At 65.1% G+C, this 14875-nt stretch carries 15 protein-coding genes and 1 tRNA gene; 7 read left to right on the top strand and 9 right to left on the bottom strand.

The window, feature by feature from the left end; genetic code table 11:
• Positions 1–152 precede the first annotated feature (152 nt).
• The 3 genes from GCT19_RS03920 to GCT19_RS03910 all read left to right on the top strand — a co-directional run bounded on the left by GCT19_RS03920 (position 153) and on the right by GCT19_RS03910 (position 1965).
• Positions 153–698: a ferritin-like domain-containing protein gene (locus GCT19_RS03920; RefSeq protein WP_152851054.1), complete on the top strand. Its 546-nt coding sequence runs from the start codon at positions 153–155 to the stop codon at positions 696–698.
• Positions 699–880: 182 nt separating this feature from the next.
• Positions 881–1513, top strand: coding sequence for a response regulator (locus GCT19_RS03915; RefSeq protein WP_013089872.1), 633 nt, complete (start codon positions 881–883; stop codon positions 1511–1513).
• A gap of 20 nt (positions 1514–1533) precedes the next feature.
• Complete coding sequence (locus tag GCT19_RS03910) at positions 1534–1965, top strand: response regulator (RefSeq protein ID WP_152851053.1); 432 nt, start codon at positions 1534–1536, stop codon at positions 1963–1965.
• A gap of 72 nt (positions 1966–2037) precedes the next feature.
• Here the strand turns inward: GCT19_RS03910 and GCT19_RS03905 are convergent, their stop codons facing one another.
• The 7 genes from GCT19_RS03905 to GCT19_RS03875 form a co-directional block, all read right to left on the bottom strand.
• On the bottom strand, positions 2038–3237 hold the full coding sequence (locus GCT19_RS03905) for an MFS transporter (protein WP_152851052.1): 1200 nt from the start codon (positions 3235–3237) through the stop codon (positions 2038–2040).
• A 141-nt stretch (positions 3238–3378) separates the two neighbouring features.
• Positions 3379–4203 carry a phosphodiesterase gene (locus tag GCT19_RS03900; RefSeq protein ID WP_018435304.1) on the bottom strand — a complete coding sequence of 275 codons (825 nt, stop codon included), beginning with the start codon at positions 4201–4203 and terminating at the stop codon, positions 3379–3381.
• A 57-nt stretch (positions 4204–4260) separates the two neighbouring features.
• Positions 4261–5307, bottom strand: a complete 1047-nt coding sequence (locus tag GCT19_RS03895) for an ABC transporter ATP-binding protein (protein WP_152851051.1) — start codon at positions 5305–5307, stop codon at positions 4261–4263.
• On the bottom strand, positions 5304–6221 hold the full coding sequence (locus GCT19_RS03890; RefSeq protein ID WP_193727367.1) for an ABC transporter permease: 918 nt from the start codon (positions 6219–6221) through the stop codon (positions 5304–5306). Before GCT19_RS03890 ends, GCT19_RS03895 begins: the two co-directional genes overlap by 4 nt.
• A gap of 50 nt (positions 6222–6271) precedes the next feature.
• Complete coding sequence (locus tag GCT19_RS03885) at positions 6272–7096, bottom strand: ABC transporter permease (protein ID WP_018435307.1); 825 nt, start codon at positions 7094–7096, stop codon at positions 6272–6274.
• Positions 7093–8175: an ABC transporter substrate-binding protein gene (locus GCT19_RS03880; protein ID WP_018435308.1), complete on the bottom strand. Its 1083-nt coding sequence runs from the start codon at positions 8173–8175 to the stop codon at positions 7093–7095. Before GCT19_RS03880 ends, GCT19_RS03885 begins: the two co-directional genes overlap by 4 nt.
• Positions 8176–8269: 94 nt before the next feature.
• Entirely contained in the window at positions 8270–9337 is a 1068-nt protein-coding gene (locus GCT19_RS03875) for a LacI family DNA-binding transcriptional regulator (RefSeq protein ID WP_018435309.1), read from the bottom strand.
• Positions 9338–9478: 141 nt separating this feature from the next.
• Between GCT19_RS03875 and GCT19_RS03870 the strand changes: the two genes are divergently transcribed.
• Positions 9479–9563: transfer RNA gene (locus GCT19_RS03870), tRNA-Leu, on the top strand.
• Positions 9564–9636: 73 nt separating this feature from the next.
• Here GCT19_RS03870 and GCT19_RS03865 read toward each other — a convergent pair.
• Positions 9637–9948 carry a helix-turn-helix domain-containing protein gene (locus GCT19_RS03865; protein WP_321576751.1) on the bottom strand — a complete coding sequence of 104 codons (312 nt, stop codon included), beginning with the start codon at positions 9946–9948 and terminating at the stop codon, positions 9637–9639.
• Between the two features lie 151 nt (positions 9949–10099).
• Here GCT19_RS03865 and GCT19_RS03860 point away from each other — a divergent pair, with 151 nt between their 5' ends.
• Positions 10100–10603, top strand: coding sequence for a M48 metallopeptidase family protein (locus GCT19_RS03860; protein ID WP_152851048.1), 504 nt, complete (start codon positions 10100–10102; stop codon positions 10601–10603).
• A 38-nt stretch (positions 10604–10641) separates the two neighbouring features.
• Here GCT19_RS03860 and GCT19_RS03855 read toward each other — a convergent pair whose 3' ends face one another.
• A complete protein-coding gene (locus tag GCT19_RS03855; protein ID WP_152851047.1) occupies positions 10642–12978 on the bottom strand; it encodes an FdhF/YdeP family oxidoreductase in 2337 nt (778 codons plus the stop codon).
• Positions 12979–13118: 140 nt separating this feature from the next.
• Between GCT19_RS03855 and GCT19_RS03850 the strand changes: the two genes are divergently transcribed.
• Together GCT19_RS03850 and GCT19_RS03845 are read left to right on the top strand one after the other, a co-directional pair.
• Positions 13119–14552 carry an aminotransferase-like domain-containing protein gene (locus GCT19_RS03850; RefSeq protein ID WP_152851046.1) on the top strand — a complete coding sequence of 478 codons (1434 nt, stop codon included), beginning with the start codon at positions 13119–13121 and terminating at the stop codon, positions 14550–14552.
• A gap of 29 nt (positions 14553–14581) precedes the next feature.
• A complete protein-coding gene (locus GCT19_RS03845) occupies positions 14582–14872 on the top strand; it encodes a helix-turn-helix domain-containing protein (RefSeq protein ID WP_152851045.1) in 291 nt (96 codons plus the stop codon).
• Positions 14873–14875: the final 3 nt, after the last annotated feature.

The raw sequence follows: 14875 nt of genomic DNA, 5'->3' as shown, positions 1-14875 counted from the left end.
GAAACAGGTAGTCAAAGGCGCGTGAACGCGCGGCGTCTGAATCCTTCGCTCGAGGCGCCGGCGTTCGAAGCGCGCCGTCATTCCACCCTCGGCGCATCAGGCGCGACGCGTGCTGATGCGCGATTCCCAATACCGGATAAAGGAGAAGTTCGATGACGAAGCAATCTGGCGACACGTTCGTGATGGACATCAAGAAGATCCGCGAGGACGCGCGCAAGCATATGTCGGATGGTCCGGTCACGCCGACTTACGGCGCGAATCGCGACACGGTGCTCAAGCTGCTGAACGACGCGCTCGCCACCGAGCTCGTCTGCACGCTGCGTTACAAGCGGCACTACTTCATGGCGAAGGGCATCAACTCCGAAGCGGTCGCGACTGAATTCGCCGAGCATGCGAGCGAGGAGCAGGAACACGCCGATCGCATCGCCGAGCGCATCGTGCAGCTTGGCGGCGAACCCGACTTCGCGCCGGACGGCATCAAGGCACGCGCGCATTCGGAATACAAGGAAGGCACCGATCTGACCGACATGATTCGCGAGAACCTGATCGCGGAGCGCATCGCGATCGACACTTACCGCGAGATCGTCCGCTATCTCGGCGAGAAGGACGTGACCACGCGCCGGCTGTTCGAGGAGATTCTCGCGGTCGAGGAAGAGCATGCCGACGATATGGCGGATCTGCTCGCGGGGCGTGAATAGCGCGCCAAAGTGGCAGGGAGGCGACGGCAGACGCGGCGAAAAAGCGTCGACCCGGCGCCAGCGAACTCGGGAATGCCGGCGGCTACGGTGCGAAGCCGCCCGCGCATTTCGCGTTCAGTCGCGGCCCCGGCTCATTACAATGTCGGCTTAGGAGCGACTCCCTTTGCACGGACACCCAACCGATGATTCGAGTGCTGATAGCTGACGATCATGCGATCGTTCGAGGTGGTTTCAGACAGTTCGTCGCCGACGAGCCGGATATGTGCGTCGCCGCCGAGGCCGCCACCGGCGAGGAAGCGATCGGCCTCGTGCGCGAGCAGGCCTTCGACGTGGTGCTGCTCGACATCGCGATGCCGGACAAGAACGGCATCGATACATTGCGGGTGATCAAGCAGGTGCGTCCCGAGCAGGGCGTGCTGATCCTGTCGGGCTACCCCGAGAGCCAGTACGCGATCAATCTGCTGCGCGCGGGCGCGAACGGCTATCTGAACAAGGACTGCGAGCCGGAGGAAATCGTGCGCGCGATCCGCTCGGTCGCGCGCGGGCATCGCTATCTGTCGGAGGCGGTTGCCGATACGCTTGCCGACAATCTCGACAAGCCCGCCGCCGGGCGTCCGCATGAGGCGCTGTCGGAGCGCGAATTCCAGATCTTCTGCAAGCTCGCGGCCGGCCAGTTGCCGACGGAGATCGCCGAAGAACTGCATCTGTCGGTCAAAACGGTGAGCACGTATCGCGCGCGGGTACTCGAGAAGATGCGACTCGCGAACAACGCGGACCTCACGTATTACGCGATCAAGAATGGTCTGATCGAATGACGGACGATCGAGACATCCCGATGAACAGCGAATCGAACCCTGCTACCGATCCAGCCAGCCGCGCGCCGTTGCGCGTGCTGCTGATCGAGGATTCGCCGCTGATTCGCCGCAGCCTCGTCGAAGCGATCGATGCTTCGGGCCTGCTGCGCGTGGCCGCTTATGCCGATTCCGCCGATCAGGCGATCGCGTTGCTCGGCGACGAAGCATTCGACGCGGTCATCGTCGATTTGCAGCTGAAGCAGGGCTCGGGCGTGCCGGTGCTCGCGTATCTGCAGCGCGAGGGGCTGATCGATTCGATGTTCGCGGCGGTGCTGACCAATCATGCGTTGCCCGCGTATCGAGCGCGCTGCGAGCAGTACGGTGTGCGGCACTTTTACGACAAATCGTTCGAGTTCGATCGTGTGCTCGATGCGCTGCATGAGTATGCGTTGGGGCGGGGTGGCGGCGTTTGAACGTTCGCAGCAAGGGCTGAAAGCGCCGGCGTCCGCATGACGCCGGCATCAATCAAAGATGGAATCGGGCGTTCAATTCCCCCCCCGGGCCGGCAACCGCAAATGATTCCACGCGCCGAGCCCGGCAAACCCGATCCCCGCGATCGTGACGCCAATCCACCCGAACGCCGGCCACACGATCGCGCCGACACCCGAGCCCAGCGCCCCGCCGATGAAATACGCGACCATGTACACGGTATTCACGCGGCTGCGCGCATCGGGCTTCAACGCATAGATGCGCGACTGATTGGAAATCTGCGCGGCCTGCACGCCGATGTCGAGAATGATCACGCCGACCACGAGTCCCGCGATGCTCTTCGCCGACGCGCCGAAGATCACGAACGCGATCACGACCAGCACGAGCGACACGGTGATGATCGCGCGCGGTCCACGCCGGTCGGCGAACTTGCCCGCCAGCGGTGCGGCGAGCGCGCCAGCCGCGCCGACGATGCCGAACAGCCCCGCCGCCTGCGGCCCGAGATGAAACGGCGCGCCCGCGAGCAGCAGCGCGAGCACCGACCAGAAAAGGCTGAATGCGCCGAACAACGCCGCGCCGGTCAGCGACGCCTCACGCAGCGCGCGATGCTCGGTCACCAGATGCCACATCGACACGAGCAGCTTGCCGTACGGCAGCGTCGAAGTCGGCTGGCTCTTCGGCAGACGCAAAATGATGACGACCGCGAGCGCGAGCAGCGCGACGACCGATGCGCCGAACACCGCGCGCCAGCCGAAGTATTCACCGACGATGCCCGCCGCGGTCCGCGCGAGCAGGATGCCGAGCAAGAGGCCGCTCATCACGGTGCCGACCGCGTGGCCGCGCTCGGAGGGCGGTGCGAGTTCGGCCGCGAACGGCACCGCCTGTTGCGCGATCGTCGCGAGTATGCCGATCGCGAGACTCGTGACGATCAGCACCGCGAGCGTCGGTGCCGACGCCGCGACGACGAGCGCGCCGCACAGGCCGGCGATCTGCAGCAGGATCAACAGACGCCGGTCGAAGCGGTCGCCGAGCGGCGCGAGCAGCAGCATGCCGGCGGCGTAGCCGAGCTGCGTGACGGCAGGCACCGCGCCGACCCAGGACGCGCTGTCCGGAAACGATTGGCGCAAGTTGTCGAGCAGCGGCTGATTGAAGTAGATGTTCGCGACCGAGACACCGGCGATCGTCGCGAGCAGCAGCAACACGCCGCGCAACGACCGGGCGGAGGAAGCGGAAGTGGAAGCGTCGGAAGTGGACATGACGGAGGCGGATCGACGGACCGGCCCATGCGCGGTCCTCAAGCGTGCCGATCATACCGGAGCGGCAGGGTTCCTGCTGACGGCCGCGCGAGGCTCGCTCGCGCGTCCGCTATCAGGTTGCAGAGAGATATACCGCTCGTTTCAGTCGATCAACGCGCCAGCGTCGTAGAACGGATACGGGCCGTCGGCCGCATCGACATACGCATGATGCGTGACGATGCCCGTCGCCGGAGCGTAGTAATGCAGTGCGTAAGCGGGCGGCTCCATCACGAACGCCGACGGTCCTTCTTCGCGAAAATCGAGCGCCACCTGGTGCGCGGGCGCGGGAATCGCGCTCGCGATCGTGCCGCCGAAGCGCACGAACATCGAGCGATGCACGTGCCCGCAGAGCACGCGCTCGACGTTGGGATAGCGGGCGATCAGCGCCGCGAGCTTGTCCGATGCCGCCGGGTCGAGCCGGATCTCGTCCATATGCCCGATGCCGCACGCGAACGGCGGGTGATGCAGCGCGACCACGACCGGCTTGCCGTGCGCCGCATCGAGTTGCTGCGCGAGCCACGCGAGCCGCGTGTCACACAGCATGCCGGCGCTCGAGCCGGGCACCAGCGAATCCAGTGCGATCACGCGCAGCGGGCCGACGTCGACCGCGTACTGCACGAATTCGCCGCCGCTTAGCAATTCCTCGCGCTCGGGAAACGCCGCGCGCAACGCGTTGCGTTCGTCGTGATTACCGACCATCAGGAAGTAGGGGATCTCGAGCGGCGCGAGCAGTGTCTTCAGGTGCGCATACTGCTGAGGGTCGCCCTGATCGACGAGGTCGCCGGTCATCAGCACCGCGTCGGGGCGCGGTGTGAGCGCGTTCAGCGCGTCGATACAACGCGCGAGGTACGGAGCCGTATCGACTCGGCGATACGCGAGTGCGCCGGGTTGCTTGATATGCAGGTCGCTTATTTGAGCCAGCAGCATGACAGAGGTCCTTCGGGTTGCTTCGTGTTGAGCGCCAGGCTGCGGCGCTGTTTGTGCCTACGATAGCGCAATCAGTGCGTCCTGCTCGATCGAGATACCAACCGGCGTGCCGCGCGCAAGCTCGACACGACCCGCGACGTCGACGAAAAGCGGTTCGGGCGCGGCGCCGCCGATCGTCAGGCGCGTGCGTTCGCCGAGGAACGCGGTGCTTTCGATCTGGCCGCGCAGTTGCGCGAGCGCGGGGTCGGTGAGCCGTGCGTCCTCGGGGCGAAAGAAGATCTCGTGCGCGCCGTTCGCATTCGACGCATGCGCGGGCAACGGCACGGCGCCGCCGCTCGTCGTCAGCATGCCATTGCTCGGCTCGCCCGCAATACGGTTGATCGTGCCGACGAACTGCGCGACCGTGCGATTGGCCGGGCGATAGTAGATGTCACGCGGCGAGCCGATCTGCTCGATGCGTCCCGCGCTCATCACGACGATGCGATCGCCGAGCTCCATCGCTTCGGCCTGATCGTGGGTCACGTAGACGGTCGTGATGCCGAGCTCGCGCAACAGCGCGTTCATCTCGCTACGCAATGCGTCGCGCAGACGCGCGTCGAGCGCGGTCAGCGGTTCGTCGAGCAGCAGCACGCGCGGCTGCACCGCGAGCGCGCGCGCGAGCGCCACACGTTGACGCTGGCCGCCCGACAGTTGATCGATCGGTTTGTCCGCGTGAGCGGTAAGCCGCATCATGCCGAGCAACTCGTCGACGCGTTGCCGGGCAGTTGCCGCCGGCACACGCTTGATCTTCAGACCGTAGCCGATGTTGCCGCGCACGGTCAGGTTCGGAAACAGCGCATAGCTCTGGAACACCATGCCGACCGCGCGTTTTTCGATCGGTAGCGTGGTCACGTCGTCGTCGCCGAATGCGATGCGGCCGCCCGCGTCGGGTGTTTCGAGGCCCGCGATCAGGCGCAGCGTCGTCGTCTTGCCGCAGCCCGACGGTCCGAGCAGCACGAGAGTTTCGCCCGCGCCGATCGACAGATCGAGCGGTTCGAGCACGCGCGTGCCGCGAAACGTCTTGGCGCACTGCGTGAGCGTGATGGGAACCGAGGTCAGTTTCATGGCGTGTCGATCGGCTTGGCGGAAGATACGACGCGCTTTTTCGACGCGCTGCGCTGGCCGGTCGCATCGACGCCGAGCCATTGCATCGCGACGAGCAGCGGCATCGTCATGATGAAGAACAGGATCGTGTAAGCGCTGCCGATCTCGATGCGCATCGACGCGTAGGTATCGGCGAGGCCGACCGGCAGCGTCTTCGTATCGGGCGTGTGCAGCATCCACGTGAGGTTGAATTCGCCGATCGACAGCGTCAGCACCGCGAGCGCGCCCGCGACGATGCCGGGCCGCGCGTTCGGCAGCACGATCGTGACGAAGCGCGTGAAGAAGCCCGCGCCGAGGCTTGCCGCGCCTTCTTCGAGCGTGCGCAGATCGCTGCTCGCGCAGACCGCGGCGACCGCGCGCACCATGAACGGCAGCGTGAACACCACATGCCCGACCACGATGAACGCCGCGCTCATCCGGAACGCCGTGAAGCCGCCGTAGATCACCAGCAGCGCAAGCGCCGAAGCGAGGCCGGGCAGCGCGATCGGCAGCACCAGAAACTCCTCGACGATGCGTGCGAAGCGCGTCTTGCTGCGCGCGAGCACGTAGCCCGCGGGCACGCCGGTCAACAGCGTGACGACGAGCGTCGCCGCGGCCACTTCGAGCGACAGCCACACCGAGCCGTGATACTGGGTCCATACTTCGACGAGCCAGCGCAGCGTGAGTCCGCTCGACACGCCCTTGAAGTAGTTGACCGTCAGCCCCGCGACGATCGACATGACGACCGGCACGATCAGGAAGGCGCACAGCAGCAGTGTGACGAACCATTGACCCGCGGCGAGCCAGCTTCGCGTGGAAGGCCACGCGCGTCGCGCGCGCGGTCCCGCGGCCGGCTGCGACGGCGAAGAGGGCGAGGAGGCCGTAACTGAGTTCATGGATAGATTGTCGTTATGTGCGCTCACGCTGGCTTCAGGCGACGCGCCGTTCATGCGCTCGCCGCCACGCCCGAACCGCTCGCACTGCGCGCGATCGCCAGCACCGCCCACGTGACGATGCCCAGCACGATCGACAGACCCGCGGCGGTCACCATGTTCGCGTTCAGCGTGAACTCGGTATAGATGGTCATCGGCAGCACGTCGATGTCGGTGGCGAGCGTGAACGCGGTGCCGAAGGCGCCCATCGCGGTCGCGAAGCACACGGCGCCCGCCGCGATCAGTCCGGGCGACAGCGCCGGCAGCACGATGTCGCGCATGATGCGCCACGGCGATGCGCCGAGCGAGCGCGCGGCCTCTTCGAGCGACGCATCGAGCTTGGTCGCGGAGGCCATCACGGTGACGATCACGCGTGGAATCGAGAAGTACAGATAGCCGAGAAACAGGCCGCTCATCGAATACGCGAACACCCAACGATCGCCCGCGAGTTTCAGCGACACCGCGCCGATCAACCCCTGACGTCCGGCGAGCATGATGACCATGAAGCCGACGACGACGCCGGGAAACGCGAGCGGAAACGTCAGCAGCGCGAGTAGCGTGCGCTTGCCGGCGAATTCGCGGCGCGCGAGCAGCAGCCCCGCGATCACCGACAGCACCAGCGTGGCCGCCGTGACCGCCGCCGACAGCACGACGGTCGCGCCAAGGCTCGACATATAGCGCGGATTGGTCAGCATCGCGCGATAGGTCGCGAATGCGTGGCCGCCGCCGGAGAGCTGCGCGAGCGCGCCCATCGGCAGCAGCCAGAACGCGATGAACACCGCCAGCGCCGGCGCGAGCAATGCAATGCGCCAGCGCAGCGGGAACGTGACGTCGTTCAATGCATCACCTGCAGATAGCGCTCGCCGAAGCCCGACTGCTTCTCGGCCATCTTCGCGAAGTCGACCGGCTTGGCGCGCGCGTATTCATTCGCGGGCAGGAACTGCGCGGCGGTCTCGGCATTCATCGCGCTCGCGCGCACCGGCCGCAGATACGCCTGCGACCACAGTTTCTGGCCTTCGTCGGACAGCACGAAATCGAGCACCTTCTTGCCGTTCGTTTCGTGCGGCGCGCCCTTCACGAGGCTCATCACGTACGGCACCGAGATCGTGCCTTCCTGCGGAATCACGAACTCGACGTTCGCGTGATCCTTGTACTTCGCACGGTACGCATCGAAGTCGTAGTCGAGCAGGATCGGAATTTCGCCGGACAGCACGCGCGCGTACGCGGTTTGCTTCGGCACGATCGGCGCGTTCGCCTTGAGCTTGCGGAACCAGTCGAGGCCCGGCTCGAAGTTGTCGAGCGTGCCGCCGAGCGCCTGGTTCACCGCGACCGCGCCCGCATAGCCGACGAACGCGCTCGACGGATCGAGGTAGCCGATCATCCCTTTGTATTCCGGCTTCAGCAGATCTGCCCACGAGCGCGGCACCGGCTTGCCTTCGAGCGCGTCCTTGTTGACGAAGAAGCCGAGGGTGCCCGAGTGGATCGTGAACCAGTAGCCTTGCGGGTCTTTCAGGCCGGCGGGAATGTCGTCCCAATGCGCGGGCTTGTACGGCTGGATCACGCCCTTGTCCTTGGCCTGGAACGCCGACGACACGCCGAGATACACGACGTCGGCGACCGGGCTTTTCTGCTCGGCCATCAGCTGTGCGATCGATTGGCCCGAGTTCTTGTTGTCGAACGGCACGCGAATGCCGGTCTTTTGCTGGATCGCCTTGATCTGGCTCGCCCAGTCGGCCCATTCGGGCGGGCAGTTGTAGCAGATCGCGGTTTCATCGGCGCGCGCGCTTTGCGGCGCGAGCGTGACGAGCGCCGCGCCGGCGACGAGCAGGCTCGCCGGCAGTACGGTCGCGGCGGCGTGCGAGAGTTTCTGCCAGAGCGGATTGAGCGAGGTGGCGAAGCGTGAGGTTGAGCGGGTCACTGCAGGTCTCCTGTGTCGATCGGTGCAAGTGCTTTCGCACTCACTCCGGGCCCGTAAAAGGTGGTTGCAAGCGGTTGTATTGCGCGAAAGCTGCCTAGGCGGTCAGCCCTTGCGTTGGTGATGCCCTGTAGTGATCTGTCTGCGACCCGAGCGCCGCGATCGTCGCGCCTTCGCGCACGCTGTGCGGCAAGGTCAATGCGAGCGAGGTGGCGGGGAATGTGCGCTCATCGCGAGCGCCGCCGATGCGTGCGAGCAAGCGCTGCCACGCCGCGCGGCCGATCTCGCGATTCGGCGCGCAGATGCTGGCGAGCGCCGGCGACAGCAGTTCGCCCATCGCGAGGCCGTCGAAGCCGAGAATCGACATGTCCTGCGGAATCTTCAGCCGCGCGCGGCGCAGGCCGCGCATCACGACCATCGCGAGCAGATCGTTGCTGCAGAAGAGGGCGGTCGGAGGGTTTGCGCCGTGCGTCAGGTGCGCGAGCACGGACGGCGCGAGTTCGTCGGCGTTGAAATCGACTTCGAGCGCGGGCGCGGCCGTGAGGCCGGCCTGCTGCATCGCCTGGGTGTAGCCGAGATGCCGCTGACGCGCGCGATCCGACGCGGCGAACGAGCCGGCCAGCATCAGGATGCGGCGATGGCCGTTGGCGATGAGCCGGCGCACGCCGTCGTAGGCGGCGAGGCGGTTGTCGACCGACACCGACGGGCGGCGCACCGTGTCGTTGTGCATCAGCACGTACAGCAGGCCGTCGCGGTCGAGTTCGTCGAGCAGCGGGTGGGTGTCGGCATCGGCGACGGTCAGGATCAGGCCTTCGACGCGATGCTCGCGCAGCGTTTCGATCGCGTGACGTTCGCGGTCCACGTCGTACTGCGTGGTCATCAGCATCAGCCGATAGCCTTGCGCCGACGCGAGATCGTCGATGCCTTGCAGGCATTCGGCGAACACCGGGTTCGCGAGAGTCGGCAGAACGACGCCGATCAGGCGCGTACGCTCGCCGCGCAATTGCCTGCCGAGCGGGCTTGGGCGGAAGTTCAGCGCGTCGATCGACTGACGTACCTTGTCGAGCGTGATGGGGTTCACGGTATGCGGCGCGTTGATCGCGCGCGATACCGTGGCGATGGAAAAGCCCGCGTGGGCGGCGACATCCTTGATCGTCGGCGTCATCGGTTTGCGGCCCGCTGTAATCGTTTTCGTGAGCGGATTATCGGCAAGGTTTGTGACTTGGGGATGAACGTGGTGTCGGGCGTTCTTGGGGCTCCGGCGACGCGATGGTAGAATTCGCGACCACGCGCGATTGCGACCCCTGCCGGGGTGATGAAATTGGTAAACATAGCGGACTTAAAATCCGCCGCCTTCGGGCTTGCCGGTTCAAGTCCGGTCCCCGGCACCAAAGTTTCAAATGACAGGCACGATGCGCGCACGCCGATGATCGCCGTGCCGATCTCGCTCTCCAGTTTTCCCGATCAGAAATCCAGTTGCTTCGCGCTGATACCGAGCGCCGCCGCGATCTTTTCGCGCGATGATTTGCGCAGACGATCGCTGTTTTCCTGTTGTGCATAAGCAGACTGGCTGATGCCAAGACGCGCCGCGATGTCCGCCTGAGTGAAACCGAGAAGTTCGCGCCATGCGCGTACCGGTGAAGCGCCGTCAACCGTGCGGCTCACGACGTCGTTCGGAATCAGGTTTCGGTCCGCATTGCGCTCAGTCATGTAATCCGCGTAGGGAATGACGACGAAGGCGGGCTTCCCGTCCGGCCCGTTGATGATCTGGACAATATAAGTTTTCGGCGTTGACCGGATGAAGCCAACTCGACCGCTCGTGCAGGGCTGTGACGTTGACCAGGCGTCTGGACAACAAACAGACGAATCGCAAACCGTAGCATCCGCTAGAGCGTAATATCACCCCCGCCAACCTCAATCCGCCTTCATGTCCCCCCTCAAATACCTGACCGGCTACCCCGCACCTCTGCAAGACAAGGTGAGGACGCTGATTGCCGACGATCAGCTCGGCTCCTACCTCGCGCAGAAGTACCCGAACACGCACGAGGTGCAAACCGACCGCGCGCTGTACGAGTACTGCGCCGAGCTCAAACGCGAACACCTGCGCAACGCGGAGCAGATCGACAAGGTCACTTACGACAGCAAACTCGACGTGATGCGTCACGCGCTCGGCCTGCATACGAGCATTTCGCGCGTGCAGGGCAGCAAGCTGAAGGCGAAGAAGGAAATCCGCATCGCGTCGTTATTCAAGGGCGCGGCGCCGGAGTTTCTGAAGATGATCGTCGTGCATGAACTCGCGCATCTGAAAGAGAGCGATCACAACAAGGCGTTCTATCGTCTGTGCGAGTTCATGCAGCCGGGTTACCACCAGATCGAATTCGATCTACGTCTGTATCTGACGCATCGCGATCTGGCGAAAAAGCCCGTGTGAGGGACACCGCGCGGCAGGCGCGGAGAATGGAGCTGACGTCAGGCCGCCAGAGCAGCGGCATCCTGCACCGCCGACGCGGTCAGCAAAACCGGAATCGACTTCGACGTCGGCGTCCCCGCGCCATCCGCGACCGAGGAGAGCGGCACCAGCGGATTCGTCTCCGGGTAGTAAGCGCCGAGGCAGCCGCGCGGAATGTCGTATTCGACTAGCAGAAAGCCGTCCACCCGTCGCTCGATGCCATCGGCCCACACGCTCGTGATATCGACGCGCTGACCGACCGCGAACCCGAGCATCGCGAGATCGTCCTTGTTGGCGAACAGCACGCGCCGCTGTCCGTACACGCCGCGATAGCGATCATCGAGACCGTAAATCGTCGTGTTGTACTGATCATGCGAGCGGGTGGTCATCAGCGTCATCAGGCGTTCGCCGTGACGTTTCTTCGCCTGATGAATCGGCGTGTCGAGCGCGATCGCGTGGGCGATGAACTGCGCCTTGCCGCTCGGCGTCTTCCAGATGCGATCGCGCGACGCGACGCCGAGATGGAAACCGCCCGGCTTCTTCAGGCGCTCGTTGTAGTCGTCGAAGCCGTCGATCACCTTCGCGATGCCATCGCGAATCAGCGCGTAGTCGGCCGCATGCGCGAGCCAGTCCACCTTGCCGCTGCCCAAAGTCGCATGCGCCATCCGCGCGACGATCGCCACTTCGGATAGCAGATTGTCCGACGCCGGCTTGTTCATCCCGTACGAGATGTGCACCATGCTCATCGAATCCTCGACGCTGACGCCTTGCGCCACGCCGTTCTGAATATCGATCTCGGTGCGCCCGAGTGTCGGCAGGATCAGCGCGTCGCGGCCGTGCACGAGGTGGCTGCGATTGAGCTTCGTCGTCACGTGCACGGTCAGCTCGCATGCGCGCATCGCGTCCCATGTGCGCGGCGTGTCCGGCGTCGCGATCGAGAAGTTGCCGCCGAGGCCGATGAACACTTTCACCTGGCCATCGAGCATCGCCTGAATCGTGTTGACGACGTCGAGTCCGTGCTCGCGCGGCGGCGTGAAATCGTAGGCCGCGCCGAGCTTGTCGAGAAACGCTTCGGTAGGCTTTTCCTCGATGCCAACCGTGCGGTCGCCCTGCACGTTCGAGTGGCCGCGCACCGGGCACAGCCCCGCGCCGCGCCGGCCGATATTGCCGCGCATCATCATCAGATTCGACAGCAGCTGCACCGTTGCGACCGAGTTCTTGTGCTGCGTGAGACCCATGCCCCAGGTCGAAATCACCGCGCGGCCCTTCACATAGATATCGGCGAGCTTCAGCACCTCGTCGAACGGTACGCCGGACTCGGCGACGATCGTGTCCCAGCGCTCGGCGCGCAGATCGTCAGCGAAGGCGGCGAAACCGACCGTGTGTTCGGCGATGAAGTCGACGTCGAGCACGCGCTCGAGGCCCGACACGAGCGCTTCGTCGTCGAGTTCGAGCACGCGTTTGGCGACGCCCTTGAGCAGCGCGAAATCGCCGCCGACCTTCGGTCGGATGAACACCGAGCTGATTCTGGTGCTGCCCATCGTCAGCATTTCGACCGGATGCTGCGGGCTCGCGAAACGTTCGAGGCCGCGCTCCTTCAGCGGATTGATCGACACGATCGTGGCGCCGCGCTTCGCGCATTCGCGCAACTCGCCGAGCATGCGCGGATGGTTGGTGGCCGGGTTCTGGCCGAAGATCAGCAGCGTATCCGCGTGTTCGAAGTCGTCGAGCGTGACCGTGCCCTTGCCGATGCCGACCGTGTGCGGCAGGCCACGGCTCGTCGCCTCGTGGCACATGTTCGAGCAATCGGGAAAATTGTTGGTGCCATACATGCGCACGAACAGCTGGTACAGGAACGCGGCTTCGTTGCTCGCACGCCCCGACGTATAGAACGCGGCGCGGTTCGGATCGTCGAGGCGCTTCAGATGGCTCGCGATCAGCTCGAACGCGTCGTCCCAGCCGATCGGCACATAGCGGTCGCGCGCGGCGTCGTAGACGAGGGGATCGGTCAGGCGGCCGTGCTGCTCGAGCTCGAAGTCGGATTGCGTCATCAACTCCGTGACGCTGTGCTGCTCGAAGAACGCGGGCGTCACGCGCTTGCCGGTGGCCTCGGCAGCCACGGCCTTCACGCCGTTTTCGCAGAACTCGAATGTCGACGCGTGCTCGCGATCCGGCCATGCACAGCCGGGGCAGTCGAAGCCGTCGGGCTGGTTCTGCTTGAGCAGAGTGCGGTAGTTGCCGCCCGCGACCTTTTCCTTGAGCAGATTGATGGCGACATACTTCAGCGCGCCCCAGCCGGCGGCGGGGTGCTTGTACGGCTCGATGCGGGGTTCGGCTTGTGCTTCGTTCTTCTTCATGACGTGACGATGGAAAGATTCGACAGGCTTTGCAGACCAATGCCCGCAGCGTACTGTGTTCCACAATGCATGTCGGATACAGAAAATCGGAAAGAACAGGAGTACAGTTGCGCGACGATCCCTGAACCTGCCCGAATCGCATGAAGCTGTACGAAAAACTCGCCGACGAAATCGCCGAAGCCGTGCACCGCGGTGTGTTCGCGGCCGGCGAGCGGATTGCGTCGGTGCGGCAGGCGAGTCAGCAGCACGGCGTCAGCATCAAGACGGTGCTGCACGCGTATGCGCTGCTGGAGAGCCGCGGCATCGTCGAGAGCCGGCCGCAGTCGGGTTATTTCGTGCGCGACGCAGCCGCGCGGGCGCTCGCGCCGGTGCCTGCCGCGGCGCGCGCGGGCGGCAAGTCCGCGCCGCCGCCGGTGCCCGCGACGGTCGACGTGAGCCGGCTCGTGCTGTCGACACTGCGCAGCATCCGCGCGCACGATGCCGTGCCGTTCGGCTCGCCGTATCCCGATCCGTCGCTGTTTCCGTGGCGGCGCATCAACCAGTACGCGAACGCGATCGCACGGCGGCACGCGAGCTGGAATCTGATCGACGATCTGCCGCCGGGCAACCCCGAGCTGATCCGCCAGATCGCGCGGCGCTATGCGGAAAACGGTCTGCCAGTCGATCCCGGCGAAATCGTGATCACGCTCGGCGCGACCGAGGCGATCAACCTGAGCCTTCAGGCGGTGGCCAAGCCGGGCGATACCGTCGCGGTCGAATCGCCGACCTTCTACGCGATGCTGCATGCGATCGAGCGCCTCGGCATGCGCGCGATCGAGGTGGCGACGCATCCGGTCGACGGTATCGACATCGACGCGCTCGCGAAGATAATCGCGCGGCAGAAGATTGCCGCGTGCATGGTGATGCCGAATTTCCAGAATCCGCTGGGTTTCTGCATGTCCGACGAGCGCAAGCGGCAACTGGTCGAACTGCTGGCCGCGCACGAGATTCCCGCGATCGAAAACGACGTCTACCAGGAGCTGTACTTCGGCGACGCGCGGCCATCGACGCTGAAGACTTTCGACACCAGAGGGCTGGTGCTGCACTGTGCGTCGTTTTCGAAAAGCCTGACCGCGTCGTACCGGATCGGCTGGGCGCTGCCGGGGCGTTATCGCGCGCAGGTGGAGAAGCTGAAGTTCCTGAATACGCTGACGACGCCGTCGGTGCCGCAGGTCGCGGTTGCCGATTATCTGCGTCAGGACGGCTACGACCGGCATTTGCGGCATCTGCGGCGCGTGTACCGGCAACAGGCGAGCATCATGAGCGCGCTGGTGCTGCGCTTCTTCCCGGTCGGCACGCGCGTGTCGACGCCGCGCGGCGGCTACGTGCTGTGGGTCGAGCTGCCGGTTGCGATCGACTCGATGCGGCTTTATCAGGCCGCGCTTGAACGCGGGATCACGGTCGGGCCGGGGATGATGTTTTCGACGAGCAACGATTATCGGCACTTCATCCGGCTGAATTACAGCTATCCGTGGACCGCGCAGGCCGAGGCGGCGTTGAAGACACTCGGCGAGCTGGCTACGGCGATGGCGTGAACGGCGCAACACAACACAGCGAGACCGACATGAACGACGACGACATCGACCCGCAACTCGCCGCGATACTCGCGCAGCTATGGCGCGCGCATCGCGAGACGCCCCGGCGCGCGTGGTCGCTCGCGAAGCTGTCGAAGCAGGCCGGCGTGCCGATGAGCAGCTTGCGGCGGCAATTGGCGGCGCTGTCGGGCGGTGGTCTCGTCGATACGATGTTCCACGACGATGGCACCGGAGCCGTGTCGCTGAGCGAAAGCGGCGCGCAGCTTTGCGCGGAGCTGTTCGGCACGGGCGAGGGTGGCGAGTCGTCGGCCGCTGACTGAGCT

Source organism: Paraburkholderia atlantica (genome assembly GCF_009362785.1).
Taxonomy (GTDB): domain Bacteria; phylum Pseudomonadota; class Gammaproteobacteria; order Burkholderiales; family Burkholderiaceae; genus Paraburkholderia; species Paraburkholderia atlantica.
This window is presented reverse-complemented; position numbering and strand designations above follow the sequence as displayed.

Bases quoted from the DNA above. Each gene is read 5' to 3' on its own strand.
- GCT19_RS03920 (WP_152851054.1), top strand. From the start codon at position 153: ATGACGAAGCAATCTGGCGACACGTTCGTGATGGACATCAAGAAGATC.
- GCT19_RS03915 (WP_013089872.1), top strand. From the start codon at position 881: ATGATTCGAGTGCTGATAGCTGACGATCATGCGATCGTTCGAGGTGGT.
- GCT19_RS03910 (WP_152851053.1), top strand. From the start codon at position 1,534: ATGAACAGCGAATCGAACCCTGCTACCGATCCAGCCAGCCGCGCGCCG.
- GCT19_RS03905 (WP_152851052.1), bottom strand. From the start codon at position 3,237: ATGTCCACTTCCGACGCTTCCACTTCCGCTTCCTCCGCCCGGTCGTTG.
- GCT19_RS03900 (WP_018435304.1), bottom strand. From the start codon at position 4,203: ATGCTGCTGGCTCAAATAAGCGACCTGCATATCAAGCAACCCGGCGCA.
- GCT19_RS03895 (WP_152851051.1), bottom strand. From the start codon at position 5,307: ATGAAACTGACCTCGGTTCCCATCACGCTCACGCAGTGCGCCAAGACG.
- GCT19_RS03890 (WP_193727367.1), bottom strand. From the start codon at position 6,221: ATGAACTCAGTTACGGCCTCCTCGCCCTCTTCGCCGTCGCAGCCGGCC.
- GCT19_RS03875 (WP_018435309.1), bottom strand. From the start codon at position 9,337: ATGACGCCGACGATCAAGGATGTCGCCGCCCACGCGGGCTTTTCCATC.
- GCT19_RS03860 (WP_152851048.1), top strand. From the start codon at position 10,100: ATGTCCCCCCTCAAATACCTGACCGGCTACCCCGCACCTCTGCAAGAC.
- GCT19_RS03855 (WP_152851047.1), bottom strand. From the start codon at position 12,978: ATGAAGAAGAACGAAGCACAAGCCGAACCCCGCATCGAGCCGTACAAG.
- GCT19_RS03850 (WP_152851046.1), top strand. From the start codon at position 13,119: ATGAAGCTGTACGAAAAACTCGCCGACGAAATCGCCGAAGCCGTGCAC.
- GCT19_RS03845 (WP_152851045.1), top strand. From the start codon at position 14,582: ATGAACGACGACGACATCGACCCGCAACTCGCCGCGATACTCGCGCAG.